The 23,968-nt window shown below is 64.3% G+C and carries 25 protein-coding genes; 8 read left to right on the top strand and 17 right to left on the bottom strand.

All coding sequences use genetic code 11. From position 1 onward, the window contains the following. Nucleotides 1-7: 7 nt before the first annotated feature. The 4 genes from GVL04_RS20910 to GVL04_RS20895 all read left to right on the top strand — a co-directional run bounded on the left by GVL04_RS20910 (nucleotide 8) and on the right by GVL04_RS20895 (nucleotide 4,222). Nucleotides 8-430, top strand: coding sequence for an arsenate reductase ArsC (locus tag GVL04_RS20910; protein ID WP_159708107.1), 423 nt, complete (start codon nucleotides 8-10; stop codon nucleotides 428-430). Between the two features lie 24 nt (nucleotides 431-454). Then, complete coding sequence (trxB, locus tag GVL04_RS20905) at nucleotides 455-1,432, top strand: thioredoxin-disulfide reductase (protein WP_159708105.1); 978 nt, start codon at nucleotides 455-457, stop codon at nucleotides 1,430-1,432. 51 nt (nucleotides 1,433-1,483) lie between these two features. Next, entirely contained in the window at nucleotides 1,484-2,884 is a 1,401-nt protein-coding gene (locus tag GVL04_RS20900; RefSeq protein ID WP_159708103.1) for an NAD(P)-binding domain-containing protein, read from the top strand. Nucleotides 2,885-2,971: 87 nt separating this feature from the next. Further along, nucleotides 2,972-4,222 (top strand): Nramp family divalent metal transporter, encoded by a 1,251-nt coding sequence (locus tag GVL04_RS20895; RefSeq protein ID WP_159708101.1) that lies wholly within the window; start codon nucleotides 2,972-2,974, stop codon nucleotides 4,220-4,222. Between the two features lie 19 nt (nucleotides 4,223-4,241). Here the strand turns inward: GVL04_RS20895 and GVL04_RS20890 are convergent, their stop codons facing one another. From GVL04_RS20890 to GVL04_RS20870, 5 genes are all read right to left on the bottom strand, one after another. Beyond that, entirely contained in the window at nucleotides 4,242-4,934 is a 693-nt protein-coding gene (locus GVL04_RS20890; RefSeq protein WP_159708099.1) for a thioredoxin domain-containing protein, read from the bottom strand. Nucleotides 4,935-4,984: 50 nt separating this feature from the next. Next, the gene (locus GVL04_RS20885; RefSeq protein ID WP_159708097.1) at nucleotides 4,985-5,686 is read right to left on the bottom strand and encodes a cation diffusion facilitator family transporter; all 702 of its coding nucleotides are present in this window, start codon (nucleotides 5,684-5,686) and stop codon (nucleotides 4,985-4,987) included. Continuing rightward, entirely contained in the window at nucleotides 5,683-6,009 is a 327-nt protein-coding gene (locus tag GVL04_RS20880; protein ID WP_159708206.1) for a helix-turn-helix transcriptional regulator, read from the bottom strand. The genes GVL04_RS20885 and GVL04_RS20880 overlap by 4 nt, the downstream gene beginning before the upstream one ends. A gap of 88 nt (nucleotides 6,010-6,097) precedes the next feature. Then, on the bottom strand, nucleotides 6,098-6,955 hold the full coding sequence (locus tag GVL04_RS20875; protein ID WP_159708095.1) for a prephenate dehydratase: 858 nt from the start codon (nucleotides 6,953-6,955) through the stop codon (nucleotides 6,098-6,100). Between the two features lie 278 nt (nucleotides 6,956-7,233). After that, nucleotides 7,234-8,646: an aldehyde dehydrogenase family protein gene (locus GVL04_RS20870; RefSeq protein ID WP_159708204.1), complete on the bottom strand. Its 1,413-nt coding sequence runs from the start codon at nucleotides 8,644-8,646 to the stop codon at nucleotides 7,234-7,236. A 161-nt stretch (nucleotides 8,647-8,807) separates the two neighbouring features. On the opposite strand from GVL04_RS20870, the gene GVL04_RS20865 reads away from it, so the two are divergent. Then, nucleotides 8,808-9,443, top strand: coding sequence for a LysE family translocator (locus GVL04_RS20865; protein WP_159708093.1), 636 nt, complete (start codon nucleotides 8,808-8,810; stop codon nucleotides 9,441-9,443). Here GVL04_RS20865 and GVL04_RS20860 read toward each other — a convergent pair. Then, a complete protein-coding gene (locus GVL04_RS20860; protein ID WP_159708091.1) occupies nucleotides 9,440-10,030 on the bottom strand; it encodes a TetR/AcrR family transcriptional regulator in 591 nt (196 codons plus the stop codon). The two genes, GVL04_RS20865 and GVL04_RS20860, sit on opposite strands and share 4 nt — an antisense overlap. Nucleotides 10,031-10,152: 122 nt before the next feature. On the opposite strand from GVL04_RS20860, the gene GVL04_RS20855 reads away from it, so the two are divergent. Genes GVL04_RS20855 through GVL04_RS20845 form a run of 3 tightly spaced genes read left to right on the top strand, consistent with a single transcriptional unit; the run spans nucleotide 10,153 to nucleotide 13,410 of the window. After that, entirely contained in the window at nucleotides 10,153-12,117 is a 1,965-nt protein-coding gene (locus tag GVL04_RS20855) for a primary-amine oxidase (protein WP_159708089.1), read from the top strand. Nucleotides 12,118-12,134: 17 nt separating this feature from the next. Continuing rightward, on the top strand, nucleotides 12,135-12,623 hold the full coding sequence (locus GVL04_RS20850; protein WP_159708087.1) for a hypothetical protein: 489 nt from the start codon (nucleotides 12,135-12,137) through the stop codon (nucleotides 12,621-12,623). Next, complete coding sequence (locus tag GVL04_RS20845; RefSeq protein WP_159708085.1) at nucleotides 12,598-13,410, top strand: hypothetical protein; 813 nt, start codon at nucleotides 12,598-12,600, stop codon at nucleotides 13,408-13,410. The genes GVL04_RS20850 and GVL04_RS20845 overlap by 26 nt, the downstream gene beginning before the upstream one ends. On the opposite strand, the gene GVL04_RS20840 is transcribed toward GVL04_RS20845, so the two are convergent. From GVL04_RS20840 to GVL04_RS20790, 11 genes are all read right to left on the bottom strand, one after another. Beyond that, nucleotides 13,407-14,309 carry a sigma-70 family RNA polymerase sigma factor gene (locus GVL04_RS20840; RefSeq protein ID WP_159708083.1) on the bottom strand — a complete coding sequence of 301 codons (903 nt, stop codon included), beginning with the start codon at nucleotides 14,307-14,309 and terminating at the stop codon, nucleotides 13,407-13,409. The two genes, GVL04_RS20845 and GVL04_RS20840, sit on opposite strands and share 4 nt — an antisense overlap. A gap of 17 nt (nucleotides 14,310-14,326) precedes the next feature. Beyond that, entirely contained in the window at nucleotides 14,327-14,785 is a 459-nt protein-coding gene (locus GVL04_RS20835) for a carboxymuconolactone decarboxylase family protein (protein ID WP_159708081.1), read from the bottom strand. Nucleotides 14,786-14,923: 138 nt separating this feature from the next. After that, a complete protein-coding gene (locus GVL04_RS20830; protein WP_159708079.1) occupies nucleotides 14,924-16,159 on the bottom strand; it encodes a pyridoxal phosphate-dependent aminotransferase in 1,236 nt (411 codons plus the stop codon). Nucleotides 16,160-16,202: 43 nt separating this feature from the next. Then, a complete protein-coding gene (locus GVL04_RS20825) occupies nucleotides 16,203-17,138 on the bottom strand; it encodes a PASTA domain-containing protein (RefSeq protein ID WP_159708077.1) in 936 nt (311 codons plus the stop codon). Between the two features lie 54 nt (nucleotides 17,139-17,192). Beyond that, complete coding sequence (locus tag GVL04_RS20820) at nucleotides 17,193-17,669, bottom strand: hypothetical protein (protein ID WP_159708075.1); 477 nt, start codon at nucleotides 17,667-17,669, stop codon at nucleotides 17,193-17,195. Further along, the gene (locus GVL04_RS20815) at nucleotides 17,662-18,195 is read right to left on the bottom strand and encodes a phage tail protein (RefSeq protein ID WP_159708073.1); all 534 of its coding nucleotides are present in this window, start codon (nucleotides 18,193-18,195) and stop codon (nucleotides 17,662-17,664) included. The genes GVL04_RS20820 and GVL04_RS20815 overlap by 8 nt, the downstream gene beginning before the upstream one ends. Next, complete coding sequence (locus GVL04_RS20810; protein WP_159708071.1) at nucleotides 18,188-20,809, bottom strand: baseplate J/gp47 family protein; 2,622 nt, start codon at nucleotides 20,807-20,809, stop codon at nucleotides 18,188-18,190. The genes GVL04_RS20815 and GVL04_RS20810 overlap by 8 nt, the downstream gene beginning before the upstream one ends. Continuing rightward, nucleotides 20,806-21,240: a GPW/gp25 family protein gene (locus GVL04_RS20805; protein ID WP_159708069.1), complete on the bottom strand. Its 435-nt coding sequence runs from the start codon at nucleotides 21,238-21,240 to the stop codon at nucleotides 20,806-20,808. Before GVL04_RS20805 ends, GVL04_RS20810 begins: the two co-directional genes overlap by 4 nt. A 13-nt stretch (nucleotides 21,241-21,253) precedes the next feature. Further along, nucleotides 21,254-21,592 carry a hypothetical protein gene (locus GVL04_RS20800; protein WP_159708067.1) on the bottom strand — a complete coding sequence of 113 codons (339 nt, stop codon included), beginning with the start codon at nucleotides 21,590-21,592 and terminating at the stop codon, nucleotides 21,254-21,256. After that, on the bottom strand, nucleotides 21,593-23,113 hold the full coding sequence (locus GVL04_RS20795; protein WP_159708065.1) for a phage baseplate assembly protein V: 1,521 nt from the start codon (nucleotides 23,111-23,113) through the stop codon (nucleotides 21,593-21,595). Further along, a complete protein-coding gene (locus GVL04_RS20790; protein WP_159708063.1) occupies nucleotides 23,110-23,868 on the bottom strand; it encodes a hypothetical protein in 759 nt (252 codons plus the stop codon). The genes GVL04_RS20795 and GVL04_RS20790 overlap by 4 nt, the downstream gene beginning before the upstream one ends. Nucleotides 23,869-23,968: the final 100 nt, after the last annotated feature.

Genomic DNA, 23,968 nt, shown 5'->3' with positions numbered 1-23,968 from the left:
GAAATTCATGACCACCGATGCCGTAAAGAAGCCTTCCGTCCTTTTCGTCTGCGTCCACAACGCAGGGCGCTCGCAGATGGCCGCTGCGTTCCTCACCACTCTCTCCCAGGGTGCCATCGAGGTTCGGTCTGCCGGCTCCCAGCCGGCCGACAAGGTCAATCCTGCTGCCGTTGAAGCCATGTCTGAACTGGGTATCGATATGTCGGCTGAGATCCCCAAGGTCCTCACAACCGAGGCAGTCAAGGAGTCGGATGTGGTGATCACCATGGGTTGCGGCGACGAATGCCCATACTTCCCCGGCAAGCGATACGAGGACTGGGTCCTTGAAGATCCCGCCGGGCAGGGAGTGGACGCTGTCCGCCCCATCCGCGACGAAATCAAAACCCGCATCGAGAACCTGATCGCCTCGTTGATCCCCGCCGCCAAGTAAATCCGACTACCAGGAGCGACTCCCATGAGCAACGAACAACTGATCATTATCGGGTCCGGCCCTGCCGGCTACACGGCTGCCATCTATGCGGCCCGTGCTGGGTTGAAACCTTTGGTTCTGGCCGGCTCTGTTACTGCCGGCGGGGCCCTCATGAACACCACGGAAGTAGAAAACTTCCCCGGATTTCCCGGTGGCATACAAGGGCCGGAGCTCATGGACGGGCTTCAGGAACAAGCCGAGAAATTCGGCGCACGGATAGTGTTCGACGACGTCACTGAGGTTGATCTAAGGGGCCACCTTAAGCGCGTGGTCACCGGGGCAGGCGAGACCCATGAGGCTCCTGCGGTCATCCTCGCCACAGGCTCCGCCTACAAGGAACTCGGCCTGCCGGAAGAGAAGAAGCTCAGCGGACACGGCGTGTCCTGGTGTGCGACCTGCGACGGTTTTTTCTTCCGTGAGCAGGACATCATCGTGGTGGGCGGCGGCGACTCCGCCATGGAAGAGGCCACCTTCCTGACGCGCTTCGGAAAATCCGTGACAGTGGTGGTGCGTAAGGGCGAACTCAGGGCCTCACGGATCATGGCTCAGAGGGCCAAGGACAACCCCAAGATCACGTTCGCCTGGAACTCTGCCATCACAGCCATCCACGGAGACACCAAGGTCACCGGTGTGACGCTCAAGGACACTCGGACAGGTGAAACGCGGGAACAGGCGGCAACCGGAATCTTCGTGGCCATCGGTCATTTGCCGCGTACTGAGTTGGTTGAAGGCCAGGTGGACTTGGACGCCGAGGGCTACATCAAGGTGGACTCGCCTACAACATGCACCAACCTTTCGGGTGTTTTTGCTTGCGGTGACGCAGTGGATCACCGCTATCGCCAGGCCATTACTGCTGCGGGCACCGGGTGCTCGGCGGCGCTGGACGCCGAGCGGTACCTCGCTGCTTTGGACGACGCCGACAGCATCGCAACTGCACTGGTTGAAGAGCCCACCCACTTCTGAGAATTGCCCACCTACTTCTGGGAATTTGCCCAACGGAGGAACGAGTAACCCATGCATGAGAACTCTCCCGTGGCCGTCATAGGCGCGGGCCCTATCGGATTGGCCGCAGCAGCCCAGCTGCTCGAGCGCGGATTGGATCCGATCATCTTCGAAGCGGGCCCGACTGCCGCTGCAGCCATTGGGCAGTGGCGCCACGTCCGGTTGTTCTCGCCTTGGCGTTTCAACCTCGACGCCGCAGCCGTCAGACTGCTTGAGTCCAACGGTTGGGAGACGCCCCGGCTGACGGCCCTGCCCTACGGCGGGGAACTCATCGACGAGTACCTGGCTCCCTTGGCGGCAACTCCGGAGATAGCCTCCCGGCTCCACACGGACGCACGGGTCCTGGCAGTCACCCGTCAGGGCATGGACAAGACCCATGTGCGCCACCGCGATGCAACACCCTTTATTGTTCGCGTTGAGCAATCTGCCGGGGAAGTGCTCGATTACGCGGTGTCAGCTGTCATCGACGCCTCCGGCACGTGGTCCGCCCGAAATCCCTTGGGAACGTCCGGTCTGCCGGCAATTGGCGAAGACCATGCAGCAGGCAAGATCTCGTCACCCTTGCCCGACGTTGTTGGGCGGGACCGCGCTGCCTTCGCGGGCCGCCGTGTCCTGGTGGTCGGCGCTGGGCATTCTGCAGCAAACACCCTGATCAGCCTTACGGAGCTGGCTAAGCAGGAGCCGGATACCCGCATCCTGTGGGCTGTACGCGGAGCTTCTCCGGACAAGGTCTACGGCGGTGGCGATGCCGATGGTTTGCCAGCGCGGGGACAGCTCGGGGCCAGGCTTCGCCGGTTGGTGGACTCAGGTCAGGTCGAGTTGCACACAGGGTTCGGTATCAGCACGCTGGAAGACTCCGCGGGAGGCGTCACTGTAGCGTCCGGTGACGGACGCACCCTGGTGACGGACGTCGTCGTGCCTTGTACCGGCTTCCGTCCTGATCTCACCATGCACAGGGAGCTCCGCCTCAATCTGGACCCCGCCGTCGAAGCACCGACGGAACTTGGTCCGCTCATTGATCCTGAGTTCCACTCGTGCGGCACCGTCCCGGCGCATGGCGCCAAAGTACTCGCCCATCCCGAGAAGGACTTTTACATCGTGGGCGTGAAGTCGTATGGGCGTGCGCCCACCTTCTTGCTGGCAACGGGCTATGAGCAGGTCCGGTCAGTGGCTGCGGCACTCGCCGGTGACTATGTATCAGCAGGTGCCGTTCACCTCGAGCTGCCCGAAACCGGCGTGTGCTCAGCCGGCTCCGGTACCAGTTGCGATGTTCCCGCTGCGGCTGTGCCGTCCGTGGGTGAACCGGACGGTTGCTGCGCAACGCAGCAGCCTGTGTTGGTCGGCATCCCCACCGGATTGACCCATGGCCGTTCAAGCGAAAACCAGAGTCCCTACGACGCGGGAACCTCGTAGATCGATCGGGCCGCCTAAAGAGTACTTTTCGGTACGCCTAACTTTCCGCTATCCTCATAGCAGAATGCCCCGATGATGAGGATGACCATGGCTGCGCCCACTCTCGAAACCCGTCGTGCGCCCCGCAAGGTGTGGTCACGGCTCCTGCTGCTGGGCCCGGCCTTCGTGGCCGCCATCGCCTATGTGGATCCGGGCAACGTAGCTGCGAACCTCACCGCCGGTGCCAACTACGGGTACTTGCTGGTGTGGGTTCTGGTGGTAGCCAATGCCATGGCTGTTTTGGTGCAGTACCAATCGGCCAAACTGGGCTTGGCGACGGGAATGAGCCTCCCGGAAATCCTGGGCAAGCGGCTGGGTACCAAGCGGCGGCGCCTCTACTGGGTACAGGCTGAGATCGTGGCTGGTGCCACGGACATGGCCGAGGTGATCGGTGGGGCAGTGGCCTTGAACCTGCTTTTCGGGCTCCCGCTTCTTGCCGGTGGCGTCATCATTGGCGTGGCCTCGATGTTGCTCCTGGCGTTGCAGTCACACCGCGGGCAACGATCCTTTGAGTACGCAATCCTGGTGCTGCTGGGCGTCATTGCCGTTGGGTTCGTGTCCGGACTCTTCGTGAACCCGCCGGATGCCGGCAGCGCCTTGGCTGGCCTGGTACCCCGATTTGAGGGGACGGATACGGTCCTGTTGGCGGCGAGCATGCTCGGGGCAACCGTAATGCCCCATGCGATCTATCTCCACTCAGCCTTGGCCCGGGACCGTCACGGTTTTTCGGAAGACCCTGCTGTGCGGACGCGGCTGATCCGCGCAACGCGCTTCGATGTCGTGGGCGCCTTGCTGTTGGCGGGTGTGGTCAACATTTCGATGCTGTTGCTTGCCGCATCCAGCCTTCGTGGAATCGAGGGAACGGACACGATCGCCGGCGCACACGCTGCGGTGACGTCGGCCCTGGGCCCAGCCATCGGCGTCATCTTCGCCATCGGCTTGCTTGCCTCGGGCTTGGCCTCGACCTCGGTAGGCTGCTACGCCGGTGCGACCATCATGGGCGGTTTGCTGAAAATCCGGATCCCCCTGCTGACGCGCCGGGTGATCACGCTCATTCCCGCCTTGATCATCCTCGGTGCGGGCATCGAGCCGACCCTGGCCTTGGTCCTGAGCCAGGTGCTCTTGAGCTTCGGCATCCCCTTCGCCCTGATCCCGCTGATCCGGCTCACCGGCAAGCGTGACGTGATGGGCATTCACACGGATTCCACGGCCTTGAAGGTCGCTGGCTGGACCAGCGCCACCTTGATCGTGGGACTGAACATGGTGCTCATCACCCTGACGCTTTCCGGCCAATCCTGATCCACCGGCCAGCAGGAGTCTATTTGGCGGCTTCGTCGAGCAGTTCCCGGAACTGCTCCTCGGTGTCCAAGGTGAGCTTCTTGACGTCGAGGAAGAATGTCGGGGTACCTGTGACGCCAAGGGCGTTGCCGTCGCTGGCGTCCTTTCGAATTCGTGCCTGGGTTTTTTCGTCCGCGACGGCGGCATCGTATTGCGCCATGTCCAAGCCAAGTTCCTGTGCGTAACTGCGGAACGTCGATGCCTGCGAGTCAGACTTTTCGCCCCATTGCGGCTGTGTTGCGAACAACTTGGCCACCATCACCTCGTACTTGCCTTGCTGGGCGGCAGCTTCAACGGCCAGCGCGGCAGTTCCGGAATTCCTGTGCCCGGCGAGGGGGAAGTAGCGCTGGACGAAAGTGATCCGGTCCCCGTATTCCTCTTTTAGTTCCTCCACCAACGGGTAGGCGGCACGGCAGGACTCGCATTCGAAGTCCAGGAACTCCACCAGCTGCGCCTTTTCGGTGGCAGGAGTGGTGATCCTGTGGCTGTCTTCGCGGACCAACTGTGCTCCGCCCGCCGGCGCAGCGGTGCTGGGGGCCGGCTTGGTGGCCGTGAACACTGCGAACCAGATGACCCCTGCCGCTACAACAGCCGCGATCAGGATCCACACGATGATGCGGACTTTCTTGGCGGTGTCTACGGCGGGCCGGGGGCGTGGTGGTGCTTGCGTCATGGATGCTTTCCTGGTCGCGGTGGGTGGCTGGTTTGGAAGGGAGGGTTGTTCTACGCTGGCGGTTTTTCTTCCACCGTTTGGCAGCAGTCGGCGTCTGCCGCGCCATGGGTTGGTGTGTTTGTGCTGGGGGCGGTGCAGCAGACGTCTCCGCGCCAGGCGTTCGCGCCCTCACGAACGGCGATGGCGGCAATCACCAGTGCTGCGCCGGCGTCGGCCCACCACCAACCCAGAGCGCTGTTCAGCACCAGTCCGATCAGCAGCACGCCTGAGAGGTACGTGCAGAGCAGCGTCTGCTTCGAGTCCGCCACTGCAGTTCTGGAGCCAAGTTCCCTGCCGGCCCGACGCTGGTAGTAGGAAAGGGCCGGCATGATCGCAAGGCTCAAAGCCGCTATCACAATGCCTGGCGTGGAATGCTGGGCCTCGCCCCCTCCGGTGAGCGACCTGATTGCGTCCACAGTGACGAACGCTGCCAGCGCGAAGAATGAGACGGCGATGATGCGCAGCGTCAGGTGTTCGCGGCGTTCGGGATCCTTGGAGGAGAACTGCCAGGACAGGGCCACTGCGGAAGCGACTTCCACCACGGAGTCCAGCCCAAAGCCAATCAGGGCTGAAGAGTCCGCCACTCCACCAGCCCAGAGAGCTGCGACGGCTTCGAGGACGTTGTAGGTGATGGTCGCGGCGGCGAACAGCCGGATGCGACGTGTGAGAACCAGCCGGCGATCCGCTGTGAGTAAAAGCAAAGGGGCGCTCATGCCACGCAGGTTCCGTCAGGCGCGCAGCAAGCAGGGTCCACGGCCAGCACCACGCCCAGCAAGTCTTTGATCGCGTGACCCAAGCGGGCGTCGGCCAATTCGTAACGGGTGCGCCTGCCGTCCGGAACTGCAACCACCAAACCGCAGCCGCGGAGGCAGGTCAGGTGGTTGGACATGCTTTGTCGCGATACCCCGACAGCGTCCGCTAAGTCGGACGGATACGACGGCGACTCGGCGAGGGTCAGCAGGACCTGTGCGCGGGTGGGGTCTGAGACGGCGTAGCCAAAGCGGGCCAGCACTGGCGCATGCGTGAGTGTCTCCATGAAATCAAAGTACATGCGTGGATGTATTCACGCAATCCTGTACTAAAAGTTGCGGACGCCGTCCCGGTCATGCCCTGCCGCGGAAGCGTCAGGCGCTGACAGTGTTCCGTTCGCGGTATCCGTCCGCGGCATAGACGCCCAGTACCCGGACCTCCGTGGTGAAGAACTCCAGTTCCTCCAGCGCCCGGCGGAGTCGGGCGTCCTCGGGGTGACCTTCGACGTCGGAAAGGAACATCGTGGCGGCGAATTCGTCGCCCACCATGTAGCTCTCCAGCCGGGTCATATTGAGGCCGTTGGTCGCGAAGCCGCCGAGTGCCTTGTAGAGGGCGGACGGGACGTTGCGGACCCGGAAAACGAAGCTGGTGATCGCCGGACCCGGAAGTTCTTCCTTCGTAGGCAGTTCACGTTCACGGGCCAGGACAACAAAGCGGGTGGTATTGGTGGGGTCATCTTCGACACCGGAGGCCAAGACCTCCAACCCGTACAGCTGGGCGGCCAGCGGCGGAGCGAGGGAGAGTTTGCGCGGATCGTTCCAGTCCCTGACTTCGCGGGCCGAGCCGGCGGTGTCACCTGCGATGACCGGCTTGAGGCCGGCTTCACGGATGATCCGGCGGCACTGACCGAGCGCGTGGATGTGGCTGTGCACTTCCGTTGCGCCTTCGATGGTGCTGCCCGGAATGCCCAGGAGGTCGAAGCGGATCGGGAGGAAGTACTCGCCAACAATCTGGAGCTTCGACTGCGGAAGCAGGACGTGGATGTCGGCCACGCGTCCGGCGATGGAGTTCTCAATCGGGATCATGGCCAGATCGACTTCGCCGGTGGACACCAATTCAAAGGCGTCCTCAAAGCTCGCGCAGGGGACGCTTTCGAGTTCGGGGAACATTTCCTTGCACGCGAGATCCGAATTGGCTCCGGGCTCACCTTGGTACGCAATCTTCTGGGCCATGGTGCTCATGCTTACATGCGGAGCGCCCGGCTTCCCAACTGCGTCCACCCTGTGACTGGACAAGTGGGAACCGCCTTCTCTAGGTTCAGGGCAAGGATTGAGGGCGGCCAGTGACGACTGCAAAAGTGTTCCAAACGCACAACATCGCAATAGCCGGGTCCGGCGTCATGATCCTCGCGACAGCACTCGCCATGCGCCCCAAGAACCCATCTACGTAGCAGCAGAGCGCGTTTTGAGGGCTCAAAACGCGCTCTGCTGCGACTCAGTTGGGAAAGGAGTTAGCCGTTGATGATCTGCGGGACACCCAAGGCCTTGAGGCCCTCGGCTCCGAACTCCAGGCCGTAGCCGGACTGCTTTGCACCACCGAACGGGATGCGCGGGTCCACAGCTCCGTGCTTGTTGATCCACACGGTGCCAGCCTGGATACGGGATGCGACTTCGCGGGCAGCACCCAAGTCCGAGGACCAGACCGAGGCGCCCAGCCCGACGTCGAGCGCGTTCGCCTTGGCGACCGCCTCGTCTACGGTGCTGTATTTGATGATCGGCAATGCCGGGCCGAACTGCTCCTCGGCGACCAGCGGGTTGTCGTTGTCGATGTCGGCGACCAACGTGGTGGGGTAGAAGTTGCCGGGCTGGTCAGCGTCGGGGTTGCCGCCGATCAGCACCCTCGCACCGGAATCGCGAGCGGCCTCCACAAGCCGGGCGACGATGTCGTACTGTTGCCGGTTCTGCAGAGGCCCGAGCACATTGTTCTCATCCAAGCCATTGCCCATCGGCATCGCCGCAGCAACAGCCGTGAGCTCGGAACACACGGCCTCGTACTGGGACTCGTGCACGTACAGGCGCTTCAGGGCGGCGCAGGTCTGGCCGGTGTTGATGAACGCGCCCCAGAACAGGCCCTCGGCGATGGCCTTGGGGTCGGAGTCCGGGAGCACGATGCCTGCGTCATTGCCGCCAAGCTCCAGCGTGAGCCGCTTGACGGTGTCCGCGGAGGAGCGGATGATCGCCTTGCCCGTGGCGGTGGAGCCGGTGAACATGACCTTGCCGATTGCATCGTGCGACGCCAGTGCTTCGCCGACCTCGCGTCCACCGGAGACCACGGACAGCAGGCCTTCAGGCAGCTCTTCGTTGATGATCGCGGCCAGCGCCAGCACGGACAGGGGGGTGTATTCGGAGGGCTTGACCACCACGGCGTTGCCCATGCGAAGTGCCGGGGCGATCTGCCAGACGGTGATCATCATGGGCCAGTTCCAGGGACCAATGGCACCCACGACGCCGATGGGCCGGTAGTGCAGTTCGGCGCGGGTTTCGCCGTCGTCCACCACGGTTTCGGGATCCAGCGGGGTTGCGGCCGTGGCGCGCAGCCATGCGGCGCAGGCGCCGACTTCGAAGCGGGCGTTCGGCCCGTTCAGGGGCTTGCCCTGCTCGCGGGAGAGGAGCTGGGCCAGCTCTTCAGCGGCGCGTTCGACGGCGTCGGCGGCCTTCATCAGCGCGGCGGACCGGGCGTCGTGGCCCAAGGCAGCCCACGCCGGTTGTGCGGCAGCGGCGGCGGTGATGGCGGTTTCGAGGTCCTCGACGGTGTGAACAGGGGCTTGGCCAACAGCCTCGCCCGTGGCGGGGTCGAAAATGGTGCGGCTGTTCTGGCCGTCGGCTGGGGTGATCGAGGCCAGCAGGGCGTCGTAAGTCTCCATTGGTACTCCGCTCGGGTAGTAAGTCTTGGCGGCCAGTGAGGCACGCGGCGATGTTTCCAGTGTGGTCGGCGTCACGCGTCAGGGCCTTGTCGTTGGACGAACAGCCCTTGACGGGAAGCGAACGCTTTCCGTTCGGGGCGTCCTGACTGATAATCGGTCTTGTGACTCTTGCTTCCCTTGCTGCCTTCGCTGGCCTCTGCCTTGTCCTGTCCGTCACGCCCGGTCCGGACACGTTCCTGGTGCTGCGCATTGCATTGAACCGTCCCAGCGCGGGAATTGCTGCGGCGGCAGGGTCTGCAGTTGGCGCGATTGCCTGGGCGGCGCTGGTGGGCGTCGGTTTGGCCGCCATCCTTGAACAGTCCGCGGAACTGTTCCGCTGGGTCAAGATCGCCGGCGGCCTGTACTTGCTGTACCTGGGCGTATCTTCGTTCATCAAGTCCCGGAAGGCAGCCACAGCGGACGGGTCCGCCGCGGAGGCGCCGCTCCCGTACAGCCGGCTCTCCGCCCTGGGAGCAGGTGCCCTGTCTACGCTCCTCAACCCGAAGGTGGGCTTGTTCTACCTGGCTGTCGTTCCGCAGTTCATCCCGCACGGCGGGGACACCATGGGCACTTCCCTGATTCTGGGCGTAGTTGTTGCCGTCATTGCCTTTGCGTATCTCTCGATGATCGCCGTGGTGGCATTCAAAGCGATGCGGTGGCTCAAGCGGCCCAAGGTGAGCACCGTCGTCGAGCGTGTCAGCAGCGGCGTGATCGCCGGGCTGGGCGTCGGCGTGGTGGCGTCGGGCGCTACAAGCTAACCCACCAGCAGGGCCAGGTAGTTATCCAACTGCCCTGCCAAGTCCTGCGAAAAGTGTTCCGCCGGGGATAGTGCCGCCACGATCTGCGCGCCGAGCATCATGTTGAGCAGGTGATCGGCGACGGCGGCGTCCCCGATGGGGGTCTTGATCTCGCCGGCCGCCCGGGCTGCTGCGCTATGAGCGGTGATGGTGATGTGCCACTGGTTCATGGATTCGCTGTGGAGGGCTGCCATGTCAGCGTCGTTGAGCGCCTTCTGCCAGAACGGGATGACGATCCGGGCTTCGTTGACGCGTTCCTCATCCAAAGGCAGCACTTCGGCGCAGAACGCGCGGAGCGCAGCGACGCCCGAGAGCCCTTCGGTCATGGTGGCGATGCGCAGGTTGGTGCGGTTGAACACGTGCCCGAAGGCCGAGGTCAGCAGCAGGTCCTTGGTGGGGAAGTAGGGCTTCAACGCACCGTTGGCGAAACCGGCTTCTTCGGCAATTTCCCGCATGGTGGCGCCTTCCATGCCCAGCCTCGCGATGATCCGCCACGTTGCGTCCACCAGTTCGAGGCGTCGCTGATCGTGGTCCACAATCTTTGGCACTGTGTGGGCTCCCGGAAAAATAAATGGCGGACAGGTCTTGTGACCCATCTTACGTTTTGGTTATTCTCTACACCTATAGAAAATAAATCCTGACCATCATAGGTCCCGGACAAGAGGCAGCCATGACGCCCACAGCAACTGAGACAGTCGCCATCGAGGAAACACAGTACGGCCTGGCAACGGGCGCCGAAATCTCCAAGGTTCAGGGGATCCTGCAGGCCGCCGGACACCTGGGCGCGGAGAAGCGGATCGCCTACCTGGGCCTGGTGGATCCCTCCCGTGGCGCCACGGAGCTGGACCGCCGCTTCCGCGTTTTCCTCCACGACATTTCCGGCGGTGCTCCCACCGACGTCCTGGTCTCCGTCACCCGTGGCGAGGTCCTTTCGGCAACGGAACTGGACACCAAAGTCTCCGGTGAACTCCCCGTGCTCGAAGAGGAATTCGAGGTAGTCGAGTCGCTCCTGGCCACGGATGAGCGCTGGCTGGCTGCCCTTGCGGCCCGGGACCTGGACGTGGAAAAAGTCCGCGTTGCTCCGCTGTCCGCCGGCTACTTTGAATATGAAGAAGAACGCGGCCGCCGCATCCTCCGCGGACTGGCCTTTGTGCAGGACTTCCCGGAGGACAGCGCCTGGGCCCACCCCGTGGACGGGCTGGTGGCTTACGTGGACGTGGTGAACAAGGAAGTCACCCAGGTGATCGACCTCGGCGCCATGCCGATCCCGGCGGAACACGGAAACTACACCGATCCGGAACTCACCGGCCCACTCCGCACCACCCAGAAGCCCATCAGCATCACCCAGCCGGAAGGGCCCAGCTTCACCGTCACTGGCAGCAACCACGTGGAGTGGGAAAAGTGGAGCGTGGATGTGGGCTTCGATGTCCGCGAAGGAGTTGTCCTCCACAACCTGGCCTTCCAGGATGGAGACAAGAAGCGGCCCATCATCAACCGCGCCTCGATCGCCGAGATGGTGGTGCCGTACGGTGATCCTTCGCCCATTCGGTCATGGCAGAACTACTTCGACACCGGCGAATACCTGGTGGGCCAATACGCCAACTCCCTTGAACTCGGCTGCGACTGCCTGGGTGACATCACCTACCTCAGCCCGGTCATCAGCGATGCCTTCGGCAACCCCCGGGAGATCCGCAACGGCATCTGCATGCACGAGGAAGACTGGGGCATCCTCTCCAAGCACTCCGACCTCTGGAGCGGCATCAACTACACCCGCCGCAACCGCCGCCTGGTGATCTCCTTCTTCACCACCGTGGGCAACTACGACTACGGCTTCTACTGGTACCTCTACCTGGACGGCACCATCGAATTCGAAGCCAAGGCCACTGGAGTCGTCTTCACCAGCGCCTTCCCGGAAGGCGGCTCGGACAACATCTCCCAACTGGCACCCGGACTGGGCGCCCCGTTTCACCAGCACCTCTTCAGCGCCCGGCTGGACATGGCCCTTGATGGCTTCACCAACCGCGTGGAGGAAGAAGACGTGGTCCGCCAGGCCATGGGTGAAGGCAATGAACGTGGCAACGCGTTCTCCCGCAAGCGCACACTCCTGACCAAAGAATCAGAAGCCGTCCGTGAAGCCGACGCCCGCGCAGGGCGGACCTGGATCATCTCCAACCCGGAGTCCAGGAATCGTCTCGGCGAGCCCGTCGGCTACAAGCTTCACGCAGAAAACCAGCCCACACTGCTGGCAGACCCGGGCTCGTCCATCGCGAAGCGCGCCGCTTTCGCTACCAAGGACCTGTGGGTCACACGCTACTCCGACGACGAGCGCTACCCCACCGGTGACTTCGTCAACCAGCACTCCGGCGGAGGGGGCCTGCCCGCCTACATTGCCCAGGACCGCGACATCGACGGCCAAGACATTGTTGTGTGGCACACCTTTGGCCTCACACACTTCCCACGAGTGGAGGACTGGCCCATCATGCCGGTGGACACAGTTGGCTTCAAGCTTCGCCCCGAGGGCTTCTTCGACCGCAGCCCCGTCCTTGACGTGCCGGCCAACTCGTCGGGTTCTAGCTGCCACAGCACCGCTGCTTCCGGCGAAGAGCACGGCGGGTCCGCCGGGCACTGCCACTAAAGCCGCGGGCCACCGACATGACAATCGTCGCAGGACGGGTCCGGGCAGCCGGGCCTGTCCTGCACCCCCGGATCTGCGCGGCGCTCACCGCTGTGTCCTGCCTGGTACATCTCTGGCTGGCGGCTTCGGGACACCACGACGCCTGGCTGGGCATCCTCATGATCGGCTTGGCCGCCGTGTGCATCCCGTGCACTGTTCACATCTGGCGCCACAGCAGGGTCGGCGCACTGCATCAAGTGACCATTTCAGCCCTGGCAATGGTTGGCCTCCACGCTGTCCTGCTGCTGGGAGCAGGTGGTTCCGGCCACGCGCACGGCGGGGGACCGGCGTCGAACGCTGTTGCTTCATCCGGCATGGTTGTTTCCTCCGGCGCCGCCGGACTGTTGCTGGTGATCGGGCTGGAAATCACGACGGCGTTACTCGCCGCCACGCTGGTAGCGCGGCTTCGACGCCGGGTGGCCGAGGTGGCACAATTGACCCATGGCCGCAGCGTGGTCAATTCGTGAGGGGTTCCGCAGCGGGCCTGACCCGGATGCCCTGCGCCGTCCCTTCTTCTACGCGGCACTGGTTGTCTTCGCCGTAGTAGTCCTGGCCGAGGTGGGCATGTCGCTCCTGCTGGGCCAGGCCGCCGTCGAGCCCGTCTCCGCCGCCGACGCCAACAAGCTGGGCGTTCCGCTGGATGTTTTCCTCAAGACGCAGCGGGCGGACTCTGATCCTCCAGGTGCCGGGATTGGTTTTCTGGCATTCCTGGATGGGCTTTTGCTGTTCACCGTGGTGATGCTGGGGCTCAGCCTGATCATGGACCTTCGGACCTATGGGCGTGTTCAGGGCCTTGCCACCCTGATCGTGACGCTGCTGTGGGTTATCGCTGCATTCCTCACGGCGATGCTGGCGTTGGCGAAACTGTTCCTCATGATCGGGCTCTTCGTGGCAGCTCCTTTTGGAACCATCGCGTACCTGGCCCTGTGGGGGAGCTTTCCCAAGGGCCAGGCTGCGGCGATTCTGGGCCTGCTTCTGCTGCTCAAGATCGTGTTCGCGGTGCTGCTTGTTTTGAGCCAGCCGAAGTTCTTGAAGGTCACAGGTTTGGTAGTCCTGCTGGCGGTGTCCGTGCTGCTTCAGGTAGTTCTGGGCGTCATTCACGGCTTCCTGCCTGGACCGCTGGTGTCCATCGGGGACCAATTTTGGGCCCTGATCACCGTGGTGGTGGCGCTGGTGTGGGCGTTGATCATGCTGATCGCCTCCATCCCGGCGATCATCAACGCCCTTCGCGTGAGTGGCTCGGCGGGGGACTAGGAACTAAGGACAAGCGAAAGCCGCGTCAGCTTGTCCGGGTTGGAAAGCTGCCGCAGCTCCCGGATGGTCCCGTCCGGTCCGCAATCGATCGTCACGATGTCCGCGCGGCCGTGATGCCTGAGCACCAGGGCCGCTTCGCCGTTGACCTCGACGATTTCGGCGCGGACCGGCCGCACTGGATCGAAGTCCACCGCTTTGCCGAGGATGCCCGCAAAGAAGCGCGCGATCCTTGCCGCCCCGAACAGCGGGTTCATGGCGCTCTTGACCTTGCCGCCGCCGTCGGCCCATAGGATGGCGTCCCGATCAAGCATGGCCACCACGGTCTCAAGCTCGCCCTGTTCAATGGCGTGCACCAGCTTGTCCAATGCGGCCCGGTCCTTCGCCCGGGGAGCGGGGGCTTCCGGGTCGATGTCCAGACGTCGTTCTGCGCGGGAAATCATCTGGCGCACAGCGGCGGGTGTCTTCTCCAGGATTTCCGCGATTTCCGGGGCGGACATCCCGAAGGCGCGGTGCAGCACCAACGCTGCCCGCGCCTCCGGGGCCAATTGCTCGGCGAGGTGCAGCAAGGTCAATGACAAGAGCTCGCGGTTGGCCACCGTTTCCTCCGGGAGTGTGGCCGTATCCAGCGGCTCGGGCAGCCACGGGCCAATGTAGTCTTCCCTCGCTGCGGCGAGTTGGCGGACGCGATCTACAGATCGCCGCACGCACACGGTGGTCAGCCATGCGGGCCAGGAATCCACCCGGGACTCCGCCTTCCGCTCCTGCCGGACGGCGTCGATCGCAACCTCGGAGACGACGTCCTCTGCATGGCCGAAATCTCCAAGCATCCGGTACGCGATCCCCAGCAGCCGGTTCCGTTCACTCTGCCACGCCGCAGTGGCCGACACCCCAAGAGTCATGCTGCCAACGCTACCGCTCAGACCAGCGGGTTCTTCTCATCCAAAGGCGGCTCCATTTGCGTGCTGATCGCAATCCGGTTCCAGACGTTGATGGTGGAGATGGCCAGGATCAGGCCACCCATCTGGCTGTCGTCGAAATGCGTGGCCGCCGCGTTCCAGATTTCGTCGGTGACCGTCTCAGGGCCGAGCTGTGTCACGGCGTCCGTGAGGGCCAGTACCGCTTGCTCGCGGGCATCGAAGAACACCTTCGAATGCTGCCACGCTGCGACGGCATGCAGTTTGCGGGCGGGAATCCCGCGCTTGCCGCCGTCCGTGGCGTGCATGTCCACGCAGAAACCACAGCCGTTGAGGATGGAGGCGCGGAGCTTGATCAGTTCATACAGATCCGGGTCGACTGACTTGCGGGCGTAGCCTTCCAGCCCGATGACGGCGGCGTAACCGAGTTTGTTGCTGCGGCCGATGTTGATGCGGGGCATGATGTTTCCCTTCAGCGATGGAGTCTTACATCAGGGATGTCGGATCCGACGCCGGAAGTGTGACACTTTCGACCGGCCCCACCCAAGTAGGTCGCAGATCAGGGCGTTGTGAGCGCTCAAAACGGCATGTGCTGCGACTTAGTTGGGTGCGTCTGTGGGGCGGTTCCGGTACGCGGCGAGGTAGGTGGAGATGCGGCGCACCGCTTCCTCGATGTCTCCTACGTCCGGGAGGATCACGAAGCGGAAATGGTCAGTCGTGGGCCAGTTGAAGGCCGTTCCGTGAGAGACCAGGATCTTCTGCTCCTGCAGGAGTTGCAGGACGAACTTCTCGTCCGAGGCAATGGGGTAGATCTCCGGGTCCAGGCGGGGGAAGAGGTACATGGCGCCGGCCGCGGGGACACAGCTGACGCCCGGGATCGCCGTCAACAGCTTCCACGCCAGGTCCCGTTGCTCGCGCAGTCGGCCGCCGGGACGGATGAGGGCTTCGATGCTTTGATACCCGCCAAGGCAGGTTTGGATGGCGTGCTGGGCCGGGACGTTGGCGCATAACCGCAGTGAGGCCAGCAGTTCCAAGGACTCACGGTAGGCCGCCGTCGCAGTCAACGGCCCGGTGACGGCAACCCACCCGGCCCGGTAGCCGGGCATGCGGTACGCCTTCGACAGCCCGCTGAACGTCAGGACGCACACATCCTCAGCCACGGCGGCGGTGTGGATGTGAGGTGCATCGACGTAGCGGATTTTCTCGTAGATCTCATCGGAGAACAGGACAAGGTCGTGTTTCCGTGCCAGTGACGCGAACTGCTCCAGGATGTGCCGCGGGTAGACAGCGCCGGTGGGGTTGTTCGGGTTGATGATGACAATCCCACGCGTGCGCGGGGTGATCTTCGCTTCGACGTCGGCCATGTCCGGCCACCAGTTCTCGTCCTCATCACACAGGTAATGCACGGCCTGGCCGCCGGTGAGCGTCACGGCGGCAGTCCAGAGCGGGTAGTCCGGGGCGGGGATGAGGATTTCGTCGCCATTCTCCATGAACGCCTGCAGGGTCATGGAAATAAGCTCGCTGACGCCGTTGCCAATGAAGACGTCCTCGACGCCGATGGTCATCAGCCCGCGGGTTTGGTAGTACTGCGAGATAGCGGTGCGGGCGGAGAAGATGCCCTTGGAATCGCTGTAGCCCTGCGCGCCGCGGAGGTGGTGGATCATGTCCACCACAACAGACTCCGGAGCCTCCAAACCGAACGGTGCGGTGTCCCCAAGGTTCATCTTGAGGATCCGGTGTCCCTCGGCCTCCATGGCTTTGGCAGCCTGGAGGATGGGACCGCGGAGTTCATAGCGGACGTTCTGGAGTTTGCTGGAGTGCTGCATCGGACGCATGGTTGATCTTTTCACGTCACCGCCCACGACCGGCAAACACGTCTCACCGTTGCAGCCTCAGCACGCAGGCCTGCGGATTGGTCATGCAGATGTTAGGCAGGGGATCGAAGATGGGGCTCAGCCGTGGCTCCGTCCGCACCAGGACCAACGCGTTCTGGTTGACCTTGTTGCCGACGTCAGGGTTCACCCCCACCACGATGCAGGGCCTGAAGAGTGGCTCAAAGGCGGAGGAGAAACACTGCGATCCTTGCGTGAAGTCCAGTTGCAGCTTGGCAGCCTGGAAGGCCGCCCGCGCATCCTCGATGCGCTGGCCCAGCACGTCCGGCACGGTGGCCCGGACCGGCACCGCGATTTCCAGGGTCACCGTGCTGCCCCGGCCCACTTTCTCGCCGCCGCCCGGGGTCTGGTTCACTACGGTGCCTGCAGTAGAGGCGCTTTCCGTCTCCGAGGTTGCTGCCTTAAAGCCGGCATCCTCGACGATCTTCACCGCTTCGGCCTGCGGCTTGGTTTTCACATCGGGAACGTTGGCGTCCTTGAAGATGAAGAACAGGATCAGGCCCACGACGGCCAGCAGCACCACGCCGCCGATGATCACCCACAACCATGGGAAGGGCGCCGGTGGTCTGGGTGCCTCTGCGGCGGGAACGCTCAGCGTGACTACATGCGCTTGGTCCGCATAGTCCTCCGGGGCGTCGTCGGCGGAGTAGGCAATCAGCTTCACGGCGTAGCTGCCCGCTGCAGCGCCGGCAGTGTCGAAACTGACAACGTACTGCTCCGTGGCCCCGGCAGCGATGGTCCGCAGCGGGTTGGGGATGGTTGCATACGTTTTCGACGGCGGATTGGTCACCTGCCCGGGGAATGCGCCGAGCACCACCCGCTCGGCTTCGGCGGAGCCGTTGGTGACGGACGCAGTCAGCGATCCCTTTCCGTCCTTGAGGACAACGTCCGGGGAGCTCAACGTCATGGTGATGGTAGTCATGGCACAACAACTCCTGGGACGGCGGTTGATGGATTCGGCGTGCAAAGGTTCATCTCAGCCTCCGGCTTCCTGGAGTTGCAGTACGCAGGCCCCTATGGCCAGGCAAACGATTCCCAGCTGTCCACCAGAGGTCCCGAAGGTCACGTCCACGGTCTTGCCCGGGCCGGAGTCCTGCTCGGCACGGGTGCCTTGGATGAACAGCGAGACCCTCACCAGCTGTTGGGGCGCCAGCCTGGCCCGCTTGGTAGGCGGTCCAAAGGAGAACAAGCCTCCGCCGAATTCCTTCACCTCGAACACGCAGGCGCCGGTCACCACCAGCTGCGTATCGGACGCCGAACAAGAGCCACTCTGCACCGACAAGTCCGCCGCAGCGAGCTTGGCGCCCGCGGCCGAACCGGAGAATCCGCCCTGCCAATCCGCGGCGGCGTCATCGTTGCCTCCGCCACAGCTGACACCGAACACCAGCACCAGGACCGCCACCACGCCACAGGCGATCACCACCAGGATGGGTGTCCGGTTCTCCTTATTCACCGGTCCGCACCTCGATGTCATCGGTCACGTGCGCCGGTTTCACGCCTTTGACGATCCTCCGGATCAGTTCCAACTGCCCGGCTGCCTCCGCGGGGACCAGCACCTTGATGTGAAAGGCACCCGGGACGGATTCGACGTCGAAACCCGTCACCCCCGTGGCAAGGTGCAGGAAGCGGGTGAGCCCGTCAACGGTTCCACGCCGCGAGGAGAGATCGGCTGCCTCGGCGATCAGGTCCCTCTGGCGTGTGATGGGAATGGCGCTGGAAACCGCAGCGCCTTCGGCCCCGGGGAGCGTCAACCAGTCAAGGTCCACCCAGCGCGACAGAAACGGTATCAACGACGCCGGTGCCCGCCCAGGATCCGGAACGGTATGGAGCCGGTCCAAGACTTGCCGGACGGGCTGGTGCATATCCTCTGCCACGGCCAGAAGTGCCTGCATGGGGGCGCTGGTATCAGCGGCCACCTGGAACACTTCGGGGAGGACCGTGAGGAGCTTGGATGCCTGGACGCCCGAGGGCCTAGCCATGTCCGTGGACCACCTCGATCCTGTGGTCGCCGGAGCAGAACAGCCACGTATCCGGCAGCGTCACCAGATCGTCCACCACCCGCCGCGTGCAGCTTTCCCATGAGACGGCGTCGTCTTTGCTTCGATAGACACCTTTGGGTCCGGCGGCCAGCACCAAGACCTGGCCGCCGTCCAGAACAGCGCCCGACACTGAGCGGACGGGCTCAAACCGCGTCCGGTCCCGCAACGGCAGGTTGCAGTTCACATCAGGCACACTCCATTGCGCCGAAGCCTGACCAAGTTGCAGCCGCAGGACGCCGCCGCTTTGAGTCGCGGCATACGCGGCCTTGCCCATCACATGCACGCCCCAACAGCTGCCGCCGGTCCACCCGGCGCTGAACTGCTCCCAGGAGTTCATGAACGATTCGTCAAAATCCGTTCGGCCCAGTTCGTCGATTTTCAGCCGCAGGCATCCCGTCCCAATGCCTTCCGGCACTGCGCGGCCGAGCCACACATAGCTCGCACCGCCGTCGTACTGGACCGTCATGCAGCGAATGTCCTCGCCGGCCGCCTTCACCTGCTTGAAGGTACCGGCCGTCCCGGCGTCGGGGGAGAGCCACACACCGGCGGACGCCTCGGCGGCCACCACCACTCCGGTCCTGCCGCGCACATCAACCAGGGCATCGACGGCGTAGAAGCCGCGGTCGGGCTGCGAGGTATCCACCACATTCTGTACCGGAATGGCGCCCGGGCTCACGGGAAGTTCATAGAGACCCCGCTCGCCGGCCAGCAGCAACAGCGGCTCGCCTTGCCGGTCCACCCAGCACAAATCGGCGACGACGAAACCCAGCTCTGCTGCCTTGCGCCAGGATTCGCCGAGGTCGTCGCTGATGTATACACGGGAGCCCGTGGCCGTGACGGTGCTGACGGCCACCATTCCGGGGTGCTTCTCGGGACCGACACGACCCGGTGCGGGTGATCGGAACGGAGCGATGGAGCGGACTGTTTCCTCTTTGTCTGCTGCGTCACCAAACTCAGCGCACGCTTCCCAGCCGTCGGCGGCGTTCGTGGTGCGGAACAACGTGCTGCCCTGGGCCACGAACCATGTGTTGTCCTGGCCTTCGGCCTGCACCAGGGCCATGGCATCGGTGTCCGGAACCTTGTCCACTTCCAGCGTCACCCGGTCCACGTACTGCACCCCGGGCTCGGCTTCCTCCATGGCCCGGTACAGGTTGGAAACGCGCAGGGGCTTTCCGAACCCCGATCCGTAGCTTGAAGGATCCGGGCTCAACGGGCTGATTCCTTCAGAGAGGCGCCCCACGATCCTTGACTTCACGGCCTCGGCATCCTCGTCAGGCCGAACAACTATTCTCGCGTCCACCAGCACCTGCTTGTAGAGGCCCCAGCGCACCACGGGCTCGGCACCGACCGTGGAGCGCCTGCGAAGATACTGTTCCACCTCGAGCCGTACTTCGTCACGGGCATGGGCCACGAGTTCGGCTGCCTTGAGGGGCTTTTGTGCCGCTGTCCGGCTTCCAGGTGCCCCGCTTCCGGGGACGAAAGGCACCAGCACGACTTCTACTTCACCGGGGCGGGCGAACGCCCACAGTTCCTTTCGTGTGAAGGCCCGCGCACGGCCCACACCGCCGTGTCGCAGGGCCAGGACCTCGTAGTCGCGGACGGTGACAGCCCGATCGCGGGCATGGAAATCCTGCGGAGCACGCCTCAATGCGTTGTCCAAGGATTCGCCATCGCGGCCACCGGTGGCAGGTTCCGGATTGGTGACCCTGGCGCCCGGAACAGGGGAGCGCAACACTGTGAGCTGGCCGGCGCCGACGTTCCCGCCAGCGCCCCCGCCGCTGCGATACCAGGCAAGCACTTCGGCGCCCGGTGCAGGTACCTGGCTTTGGACTGTCCGCCCCGTGGACTCCTCGTCCCACCAGGCGAACATCGCGACGCCGGCACTCCGGTCTATCCGCACCGGCATCTCCCCGGGCCTCGCGTCGGCAAACGCCTCCACCTCCTGGCAATACCGGAATGTTTTCCCATCCACCAGCACCGCTTCACCGCTGCTGAGCCTCGTCCCTGCCGGAACCTCGACGGCGATGGCCAGGCCGGCGCCCGAAACGATCGGAGCGTTGGGGATCACCAGGCTCTGGCCGGGTCTGCCGGTCCCCGTACCGATGGGGATGGCGTCGTATAAGGTGACATCGGCTGCCGGGACCAGGACGGCTGCCTTGCCAGCCGCCAACGTGGCTGCCGCCGTCGTCGTAAATACAGGCTGGGGTGGACCCGGGACGCCGGGTGGGCAGCTGACCTGGGTGCCGCGGGGGATGCGGATTTCCAGATCTGAGGCGGAAGCGCGGCTGAATTCCAGCATTGTCTCGGCCGTACTGGGCGGATAAAGGGACGTGCCCAGCAGGTTCAGGTAGACGGCGTAGAGCTTCTCCGGCACGCGGTTGAGCCGGTACATCAGCGTGTCCGTGAGGTAGGCGAAGGCCTCAACGATGGTGATGCCGGGGTCGTGGACGGAGAGATCGGTCCACTCCGGCGCGATCTGCTGGATGCGCTCGCGGGCACCGGCCACCAGATCCGCGAAACTGCGGTCGTCCAGGTTGGGCACGGGGATACTCATGTTGCACCTCCGGATTCCACAGGCAGGGCGATAGTGATCTGGTCCTCAAGCTGGGTAGTCCGAACACGGTATTTCAGCCTGACCTCAAGTACTTCAGGCTCCTCCGGCGATCTTGAGGCATCCAGGGAAAGGACCGTGATGCGGCGCTCCCACTGCTCTACCGCCCTTGCCACATAGTGAATCGCGAGGCCCGCCGTGGTGTCGTCGGCCGGTGCGAAGGCCAAGCGGAACAGATGACACCCGTACGTAGGGCGGTTCACGCGCTCGCCGGGCCGGGTGCTCAACAGGAGGAGCAGGGCTTGCCTCACCGACGCCGCGTCCGTGACAGTAGCCAGCATGCCCGACGCCGTGAGCCTGAGTCCGGGAATGCCTGCGGTGGCGTCGAAGTCCGGGTGGATGAAAGCCACAGACTTATAGCGTGGGGCGCTCATGGCTGGTGCCTTTTCATGAATCGGCTCCCACGAGTGTTTGCCCGGGCCTTCGGACGTTGTACTTGACCGCGCCCGGGGGAGTTCCGTCGGTGAAGCCCTCCACCGTGTCCAGGCAGACCGCCTTGCCGCCGATGGTGACGAACGTTGAATAGCCCTTGGTTACCGGCAGCGTCTTGTTGCACGGCTTGATGTTGATGCCGATATGCGGGCACATGCTGATGTCCCGGCTTTGCGGATCACTGTCCACCAGGATGGGGGATTCCTTGACCCGGACCCACTCCTGGGACGGCACGTTCTCCACCTTGCCGTCGTGCCCGCAGCGCAGGATGGCTTCCTTGACGAGGATTCTCATCTAGGCCTCCTCGAAGTCGACGGATTTGGCGCGGATCTTCATGGCCTTGCCAGGGGCCTCGAGCACCAGGTCCGTGGCGGCAGTGATCCTGAGTTTGTCCGGTCCCAGCTCAACGGAGGAGCCGTGGCCGTCGCTGAAGCTGACGGTGCGGGCACCGCCGTCGAGCATGATCTGTTGACCGTCCGCGCTGCGGAAGGTGTAGCGGCTCTCCCTCTCAGTGCCGATCCGGCTGTCCGGCGTCTGCTCGCTGCCATAGAGACCGCCAAGGATGATGGCCTGCGCAGGATCAGTTGCGGGGAGGAGGACCAGGACGTTGTCCCCGGGCGCCGGCGGGACAACGAGTCCTTTGCCCGGACCTGCGCCTGCAGTCAGCACAGGGGCCCAGTTGGTTTCGAGGTCGGGATAGGCGGGGAGCCTGACACGGGCGCGGCCACGGGCTTCGGGGTCATCCACATCCGCGATGGTCCCAAGGGTAAAAACGTCCGGGCGACGTTCCGGTACGGAACCAGGGGGCCGCGTAGTCAGGGTGGTTTCGTAGCCGGTTCCGTCCAAGCGGTGCGAGGCGCTCGCGATCAGGTACGTTCCCTCGATGGCCGTCGCCACTCCCTTGATCCTTACCCGGCCGCCTGCCCTCAGCCGCGGGTTTCCTTCAGCGACAAAAACCGCAGTGACCTGGCCTGCGATCCTGGTGTCCAGCTCGGCCTTGGCCAGGGCGTCAGCGAGCGCCCCTGAGTCGAGGACTTCGTTGTCCCGCCTGAGGTCGCCGCCCGCCCCTACACTTGCCAGCGCTGGATCGGCCGTGACCTGGGCTTTGGCGTCGCTGCTTGTTGCGTCGGCTTGGTGGAGGGAGGCGTCGTCGCTACGCCACCCGTTGGTCCGGGCTCCTGCATAGGCCGGCTCTTGGCTGAGTTCGATGTCGGCGGAATGAAGCGTGGCACCGAGGGTCAGCTCCAGGGGTTCGCCTTCGCCGTCGAGTCCTGTGAGCCTGAGGGCACCGTCGTGCACCACGGGGTAGGCGCCCACCCGGGCGCTTTGTTCCACGAGGAGGCTGAGGTCGGTCCGCGCGCACTGGTACACCTGGCCGAGCCGGTCACCGCCGCCGACGACGTCCAGGCCGGTGCCTTCGCAGAGTTTCCTGGCGAGTCCGGCGAGGTCGACGTCGTCGTGGAGCCTGGTGAATTGGCGCTTCCTCAGGCGATGGAGGGCGTCGTAGGCCCTGATCCGGATTTCCTGTCCGAGGTCAGCGCCGTAACTGTACTCCACCACCGTCACCTCGCCCACGAAGAGCGGTGTCCGTTGGCCGCCGAGCTCTACCCTGAGGGCGTCTCCGGGTGCTGGATCCACGCCTCCCCTTGCTGCCGCTGTGCGCCCGGGGCCGGGACGCCAGCTGACGAGGCACTGGGCCGGGCGTGCGAGTGAGCTGAGCACCTGGACGGAAACTATCGCGGCGGTTTCGGCTGTGCTGAGCCTGCGCCTGCCGAGAGTGACGATGAGTTCGGGGAGGCCCTGCAGCTGCCTCATGGCGTATCACCCATGGGCGGAACGGCGAGTGGGCCGCTGAAATGTGAGGGATCGTCAATGTTGTTGTACTCCAGGAGCAGCTTCCAGAGCAGGGGTGTGCCGAACGCTTCCACGGACAGTCGCCCCAGCTCAGCCGGGGGTACCTCGGGAAGCAGTTCGCCGCCGTCGGACATCAGTGCGTCCCGGTCTGTTCTGCCGTCGCCGGTGACGGGGAGCGTGTCCACGGGAGGTGCTGTCAGGTCGACGGCAGGTAGGCGCTGGGCGAGTTCGTAGTTCTCGCCGCCTTCCTCGTCGGCCGCCTGCCCCACCCTCACGAAGACCATGCGCATCCAGGACCTGAGCGGGGATCCATCCGGGGCGAACCGGTCGAAACGCTCCGCCACCTCCGTCACGATGCCCGGTACGTTCCACGCGCGGCCCCACACAAACCGGACCGACGGCGGCCTGCGCTGCCTTTCGACTTCGGCGCTGTTCTCCGCGAGCGCCCAGATGGGGCGGGTCATTTGCCGAACGTCCTGGACACGGAGCGACGCCGGCGCGAGGTCGACGTCGAACAACAGATCCAGCCGCAGCTCAGTGTGGCCGCCGCCGGTGAAGAGCAGGGGGTCGTCCGCCAATCCGCTGCCGCTCAGTTTGCCGCCCGCACTCCTTCGTGCCTCGACACCGGCCGAGCGTTGCATCACCACGGTTTCAGGGTTGAGCAGGCAGCCGAGGTGTTCCCCGGTGTCCTCGATCAGGAAAGCGACACGTTCCATCTCAGACCGCCAGGTGTTCGTCGTGGAGGCGGGCCTGGCGGGACATCGCGTTTTCCAGGGGTGTCAGTGGGGCGGGCTGGGTGTTTCCGGTGGTGTGGGC

This window comes from Arthrobacter sp. 18067, assembly GCF_902706295.1.
GTDB lineage: Bacteria > Actinomycetota > Actinomycetes > Actinomycetales > Micrococcaceae > Arthrobacter.
The sequence above is the reverse complement of the archived record's forward strand: the minus strand, read 5'-3'. Positions and strand labels throughout refer to the sequence as shown.

What these genes read in the sequence shown, in the direction of transcription:
- GVL04_RS20895 (WP_159708101.1), top strand. Translation starts at nt 2,972, where the DNA reads ATGGCTGCGCCCACTCTCGAAACCCGTCGTGCGCCCCGCAAGGTGTGG.
- GVL04_RS20910 (WP_159708107.1), top strand. Translation starts at nt 8, where the DNA reads ATGACCACCGATGCCGTAAAGAAGCCTTCCGTCCTTTTCGTCTGCGTC.
- GVL04_RS20855 (WP_159708089.1), top strand. Translation starts at nt 10,153, where the DNA reads ATGACGCCCACAGCAACTGAGACAGTCGCCATCGAGGAAACACAGTAC.
- GVL04_RS20885 (WP_159708097.1), bottom strand. Translation starts at nt 5,686, where the DNA reads ATGAGCGCCCCTTTGCTTTTACTCACAGCGGATCGCCGGCTGGTTCTC.
- GVL04_RS20810 (WP_159708071.1), bottom strand. Translation starts at nt 20,809, where the DNA reads ATGAGTATCCCCGTGCCCAACCTGGACGACCGCAGTTTCGCGGATCTG.
- GVL04_RS20880 (WP_159708206.1), bottom strand. Translation starts at nt 6,009, where the DNA reads ATGGAGACACTCACGCATGCGCCAGTGCTGGCCCGCTTTGGCTACGCC.
- GVL04_RS20835 (WP_159708081.1), bottom strand. Translation starts at nt 14,785, where the DNA reads ATGCCCCGCATCAACATCGGCCGCAGCAACAAACTCGGTTACGCCGCC.
- GVL04_RS20890 (WP_159708099.1), bottom strand. Translation starts at nt 4,934, where the DNA reads ATGACGCAAGCACCACCACGCCCCCGGCCCGCCGTAGACACCGCCAAG.
- GVL04_RS20805 (WP_159708069.1), bottom strand. Translation starts at nt 21,240, where the DNA reads ATGAGCGCCCCACGCTATAAGTCTGTGGCTTTCATCCACCCGGACTTC.
- GVL04_RS20795 (WP_159708065.1), bottom strand. Translation starts at nt 23,113, where the DNA reads ATGAGGCAGCTGCAGGGCCTCCCCGAACTCATCGTCACTCTCGGCAGG.
- GVL04_RS20845 (WP_159708085.1), top strand. Translation starts at nt 12,598, where the DNA reads ATGGCCGCAGCGTGGTCAATTCGTGAGGGGTTCCGCAGCGGGCCTGAC.
- trxB (WP_159708105.1), top strand. Translation starts at nt 455, where the DNA reads ATGAGCAACGAACAACTGATCATTATCGGGTCCGGCCCTGCCGGCTAC.
- GVL04_RS20875 (WP_159708095.1), bottom strand. Translation starts at nt 6,955, where the DNA reads ATGGCCCAGAAGATTGCGTACCAAGGTGAGCCCGGAGCCAATTCGGAT.
- GVL04_RS20790 (WP_159708063.1), bottom strand. Translation starts at nt 23,868, where the DNA reads ATGGAACGTGTCGCTTTCCTGATCGAGGACACCGGGGAACACCTCGGC.
- GVL04_RS20800 (WP_159708067.1), bottom strand. Translation starts at nt 21,592, where the DNA reads ATGAGAATCCTCGTCAAGGAAGCCATCCTGCGCTGCGGGCACGACGGC.
- GVL04_RS20815 (WP_159708073.1), bottom strand. Translation starts at nt 18,195, where the DNA reads ATGGCTAGGCCCTCGGGCGTCCAGGCATCCAAGCTCCTCACGGTCCTC.
- GVL04_RS20850 (WP_159708087.1), top strand. Translation starts at nt 12,135, where the DNA reads ATGACAATCGTCGCAGGACGGGTCCGGGCAGCCGGGCCTGTCCTGCAC.
- GVL04_RS20830 (WP_159708079.1), bottom strand. Translation starts at nt 16,159, where the DNA reads ATGCGTCCGATGCAGCACTCCAGCAAACTCCAGAACGTCCGCTATGAA.
- GVL04_RS20900 (WP_159708103.1), top strand. Translation starts at nt 1,484, where the DNA reads ATGCATGAGAACTCTCCCGTGGCCGTCATAGGCGCGGGCCCTATCGGA.
- GVL04_RS20840 (WP_159708083.1), bottom strand. Translation starts at nt 14,309, where the DNA reads ATGACTCTTGGGGTGTCGGCCACTGCGGCGTGGCAGAGTGAACGGAAC.
- GVL04_RS20870 (WP_159708204.1), bottom strand. Translation starts at nt 8,646, where the DNA reads ATGGAGACTTACGACGCCCTGCTGGCCTCGATCACCCCAGCCGACGGC.
- GVL04_RS20825 (WP_159708077.1), bottom strand. Translation starts at nt 17,138, where the DNA reads ATGACTACCATCACCATGACGTTGAGCTCCCCGGACGTTGTCCTCAAG.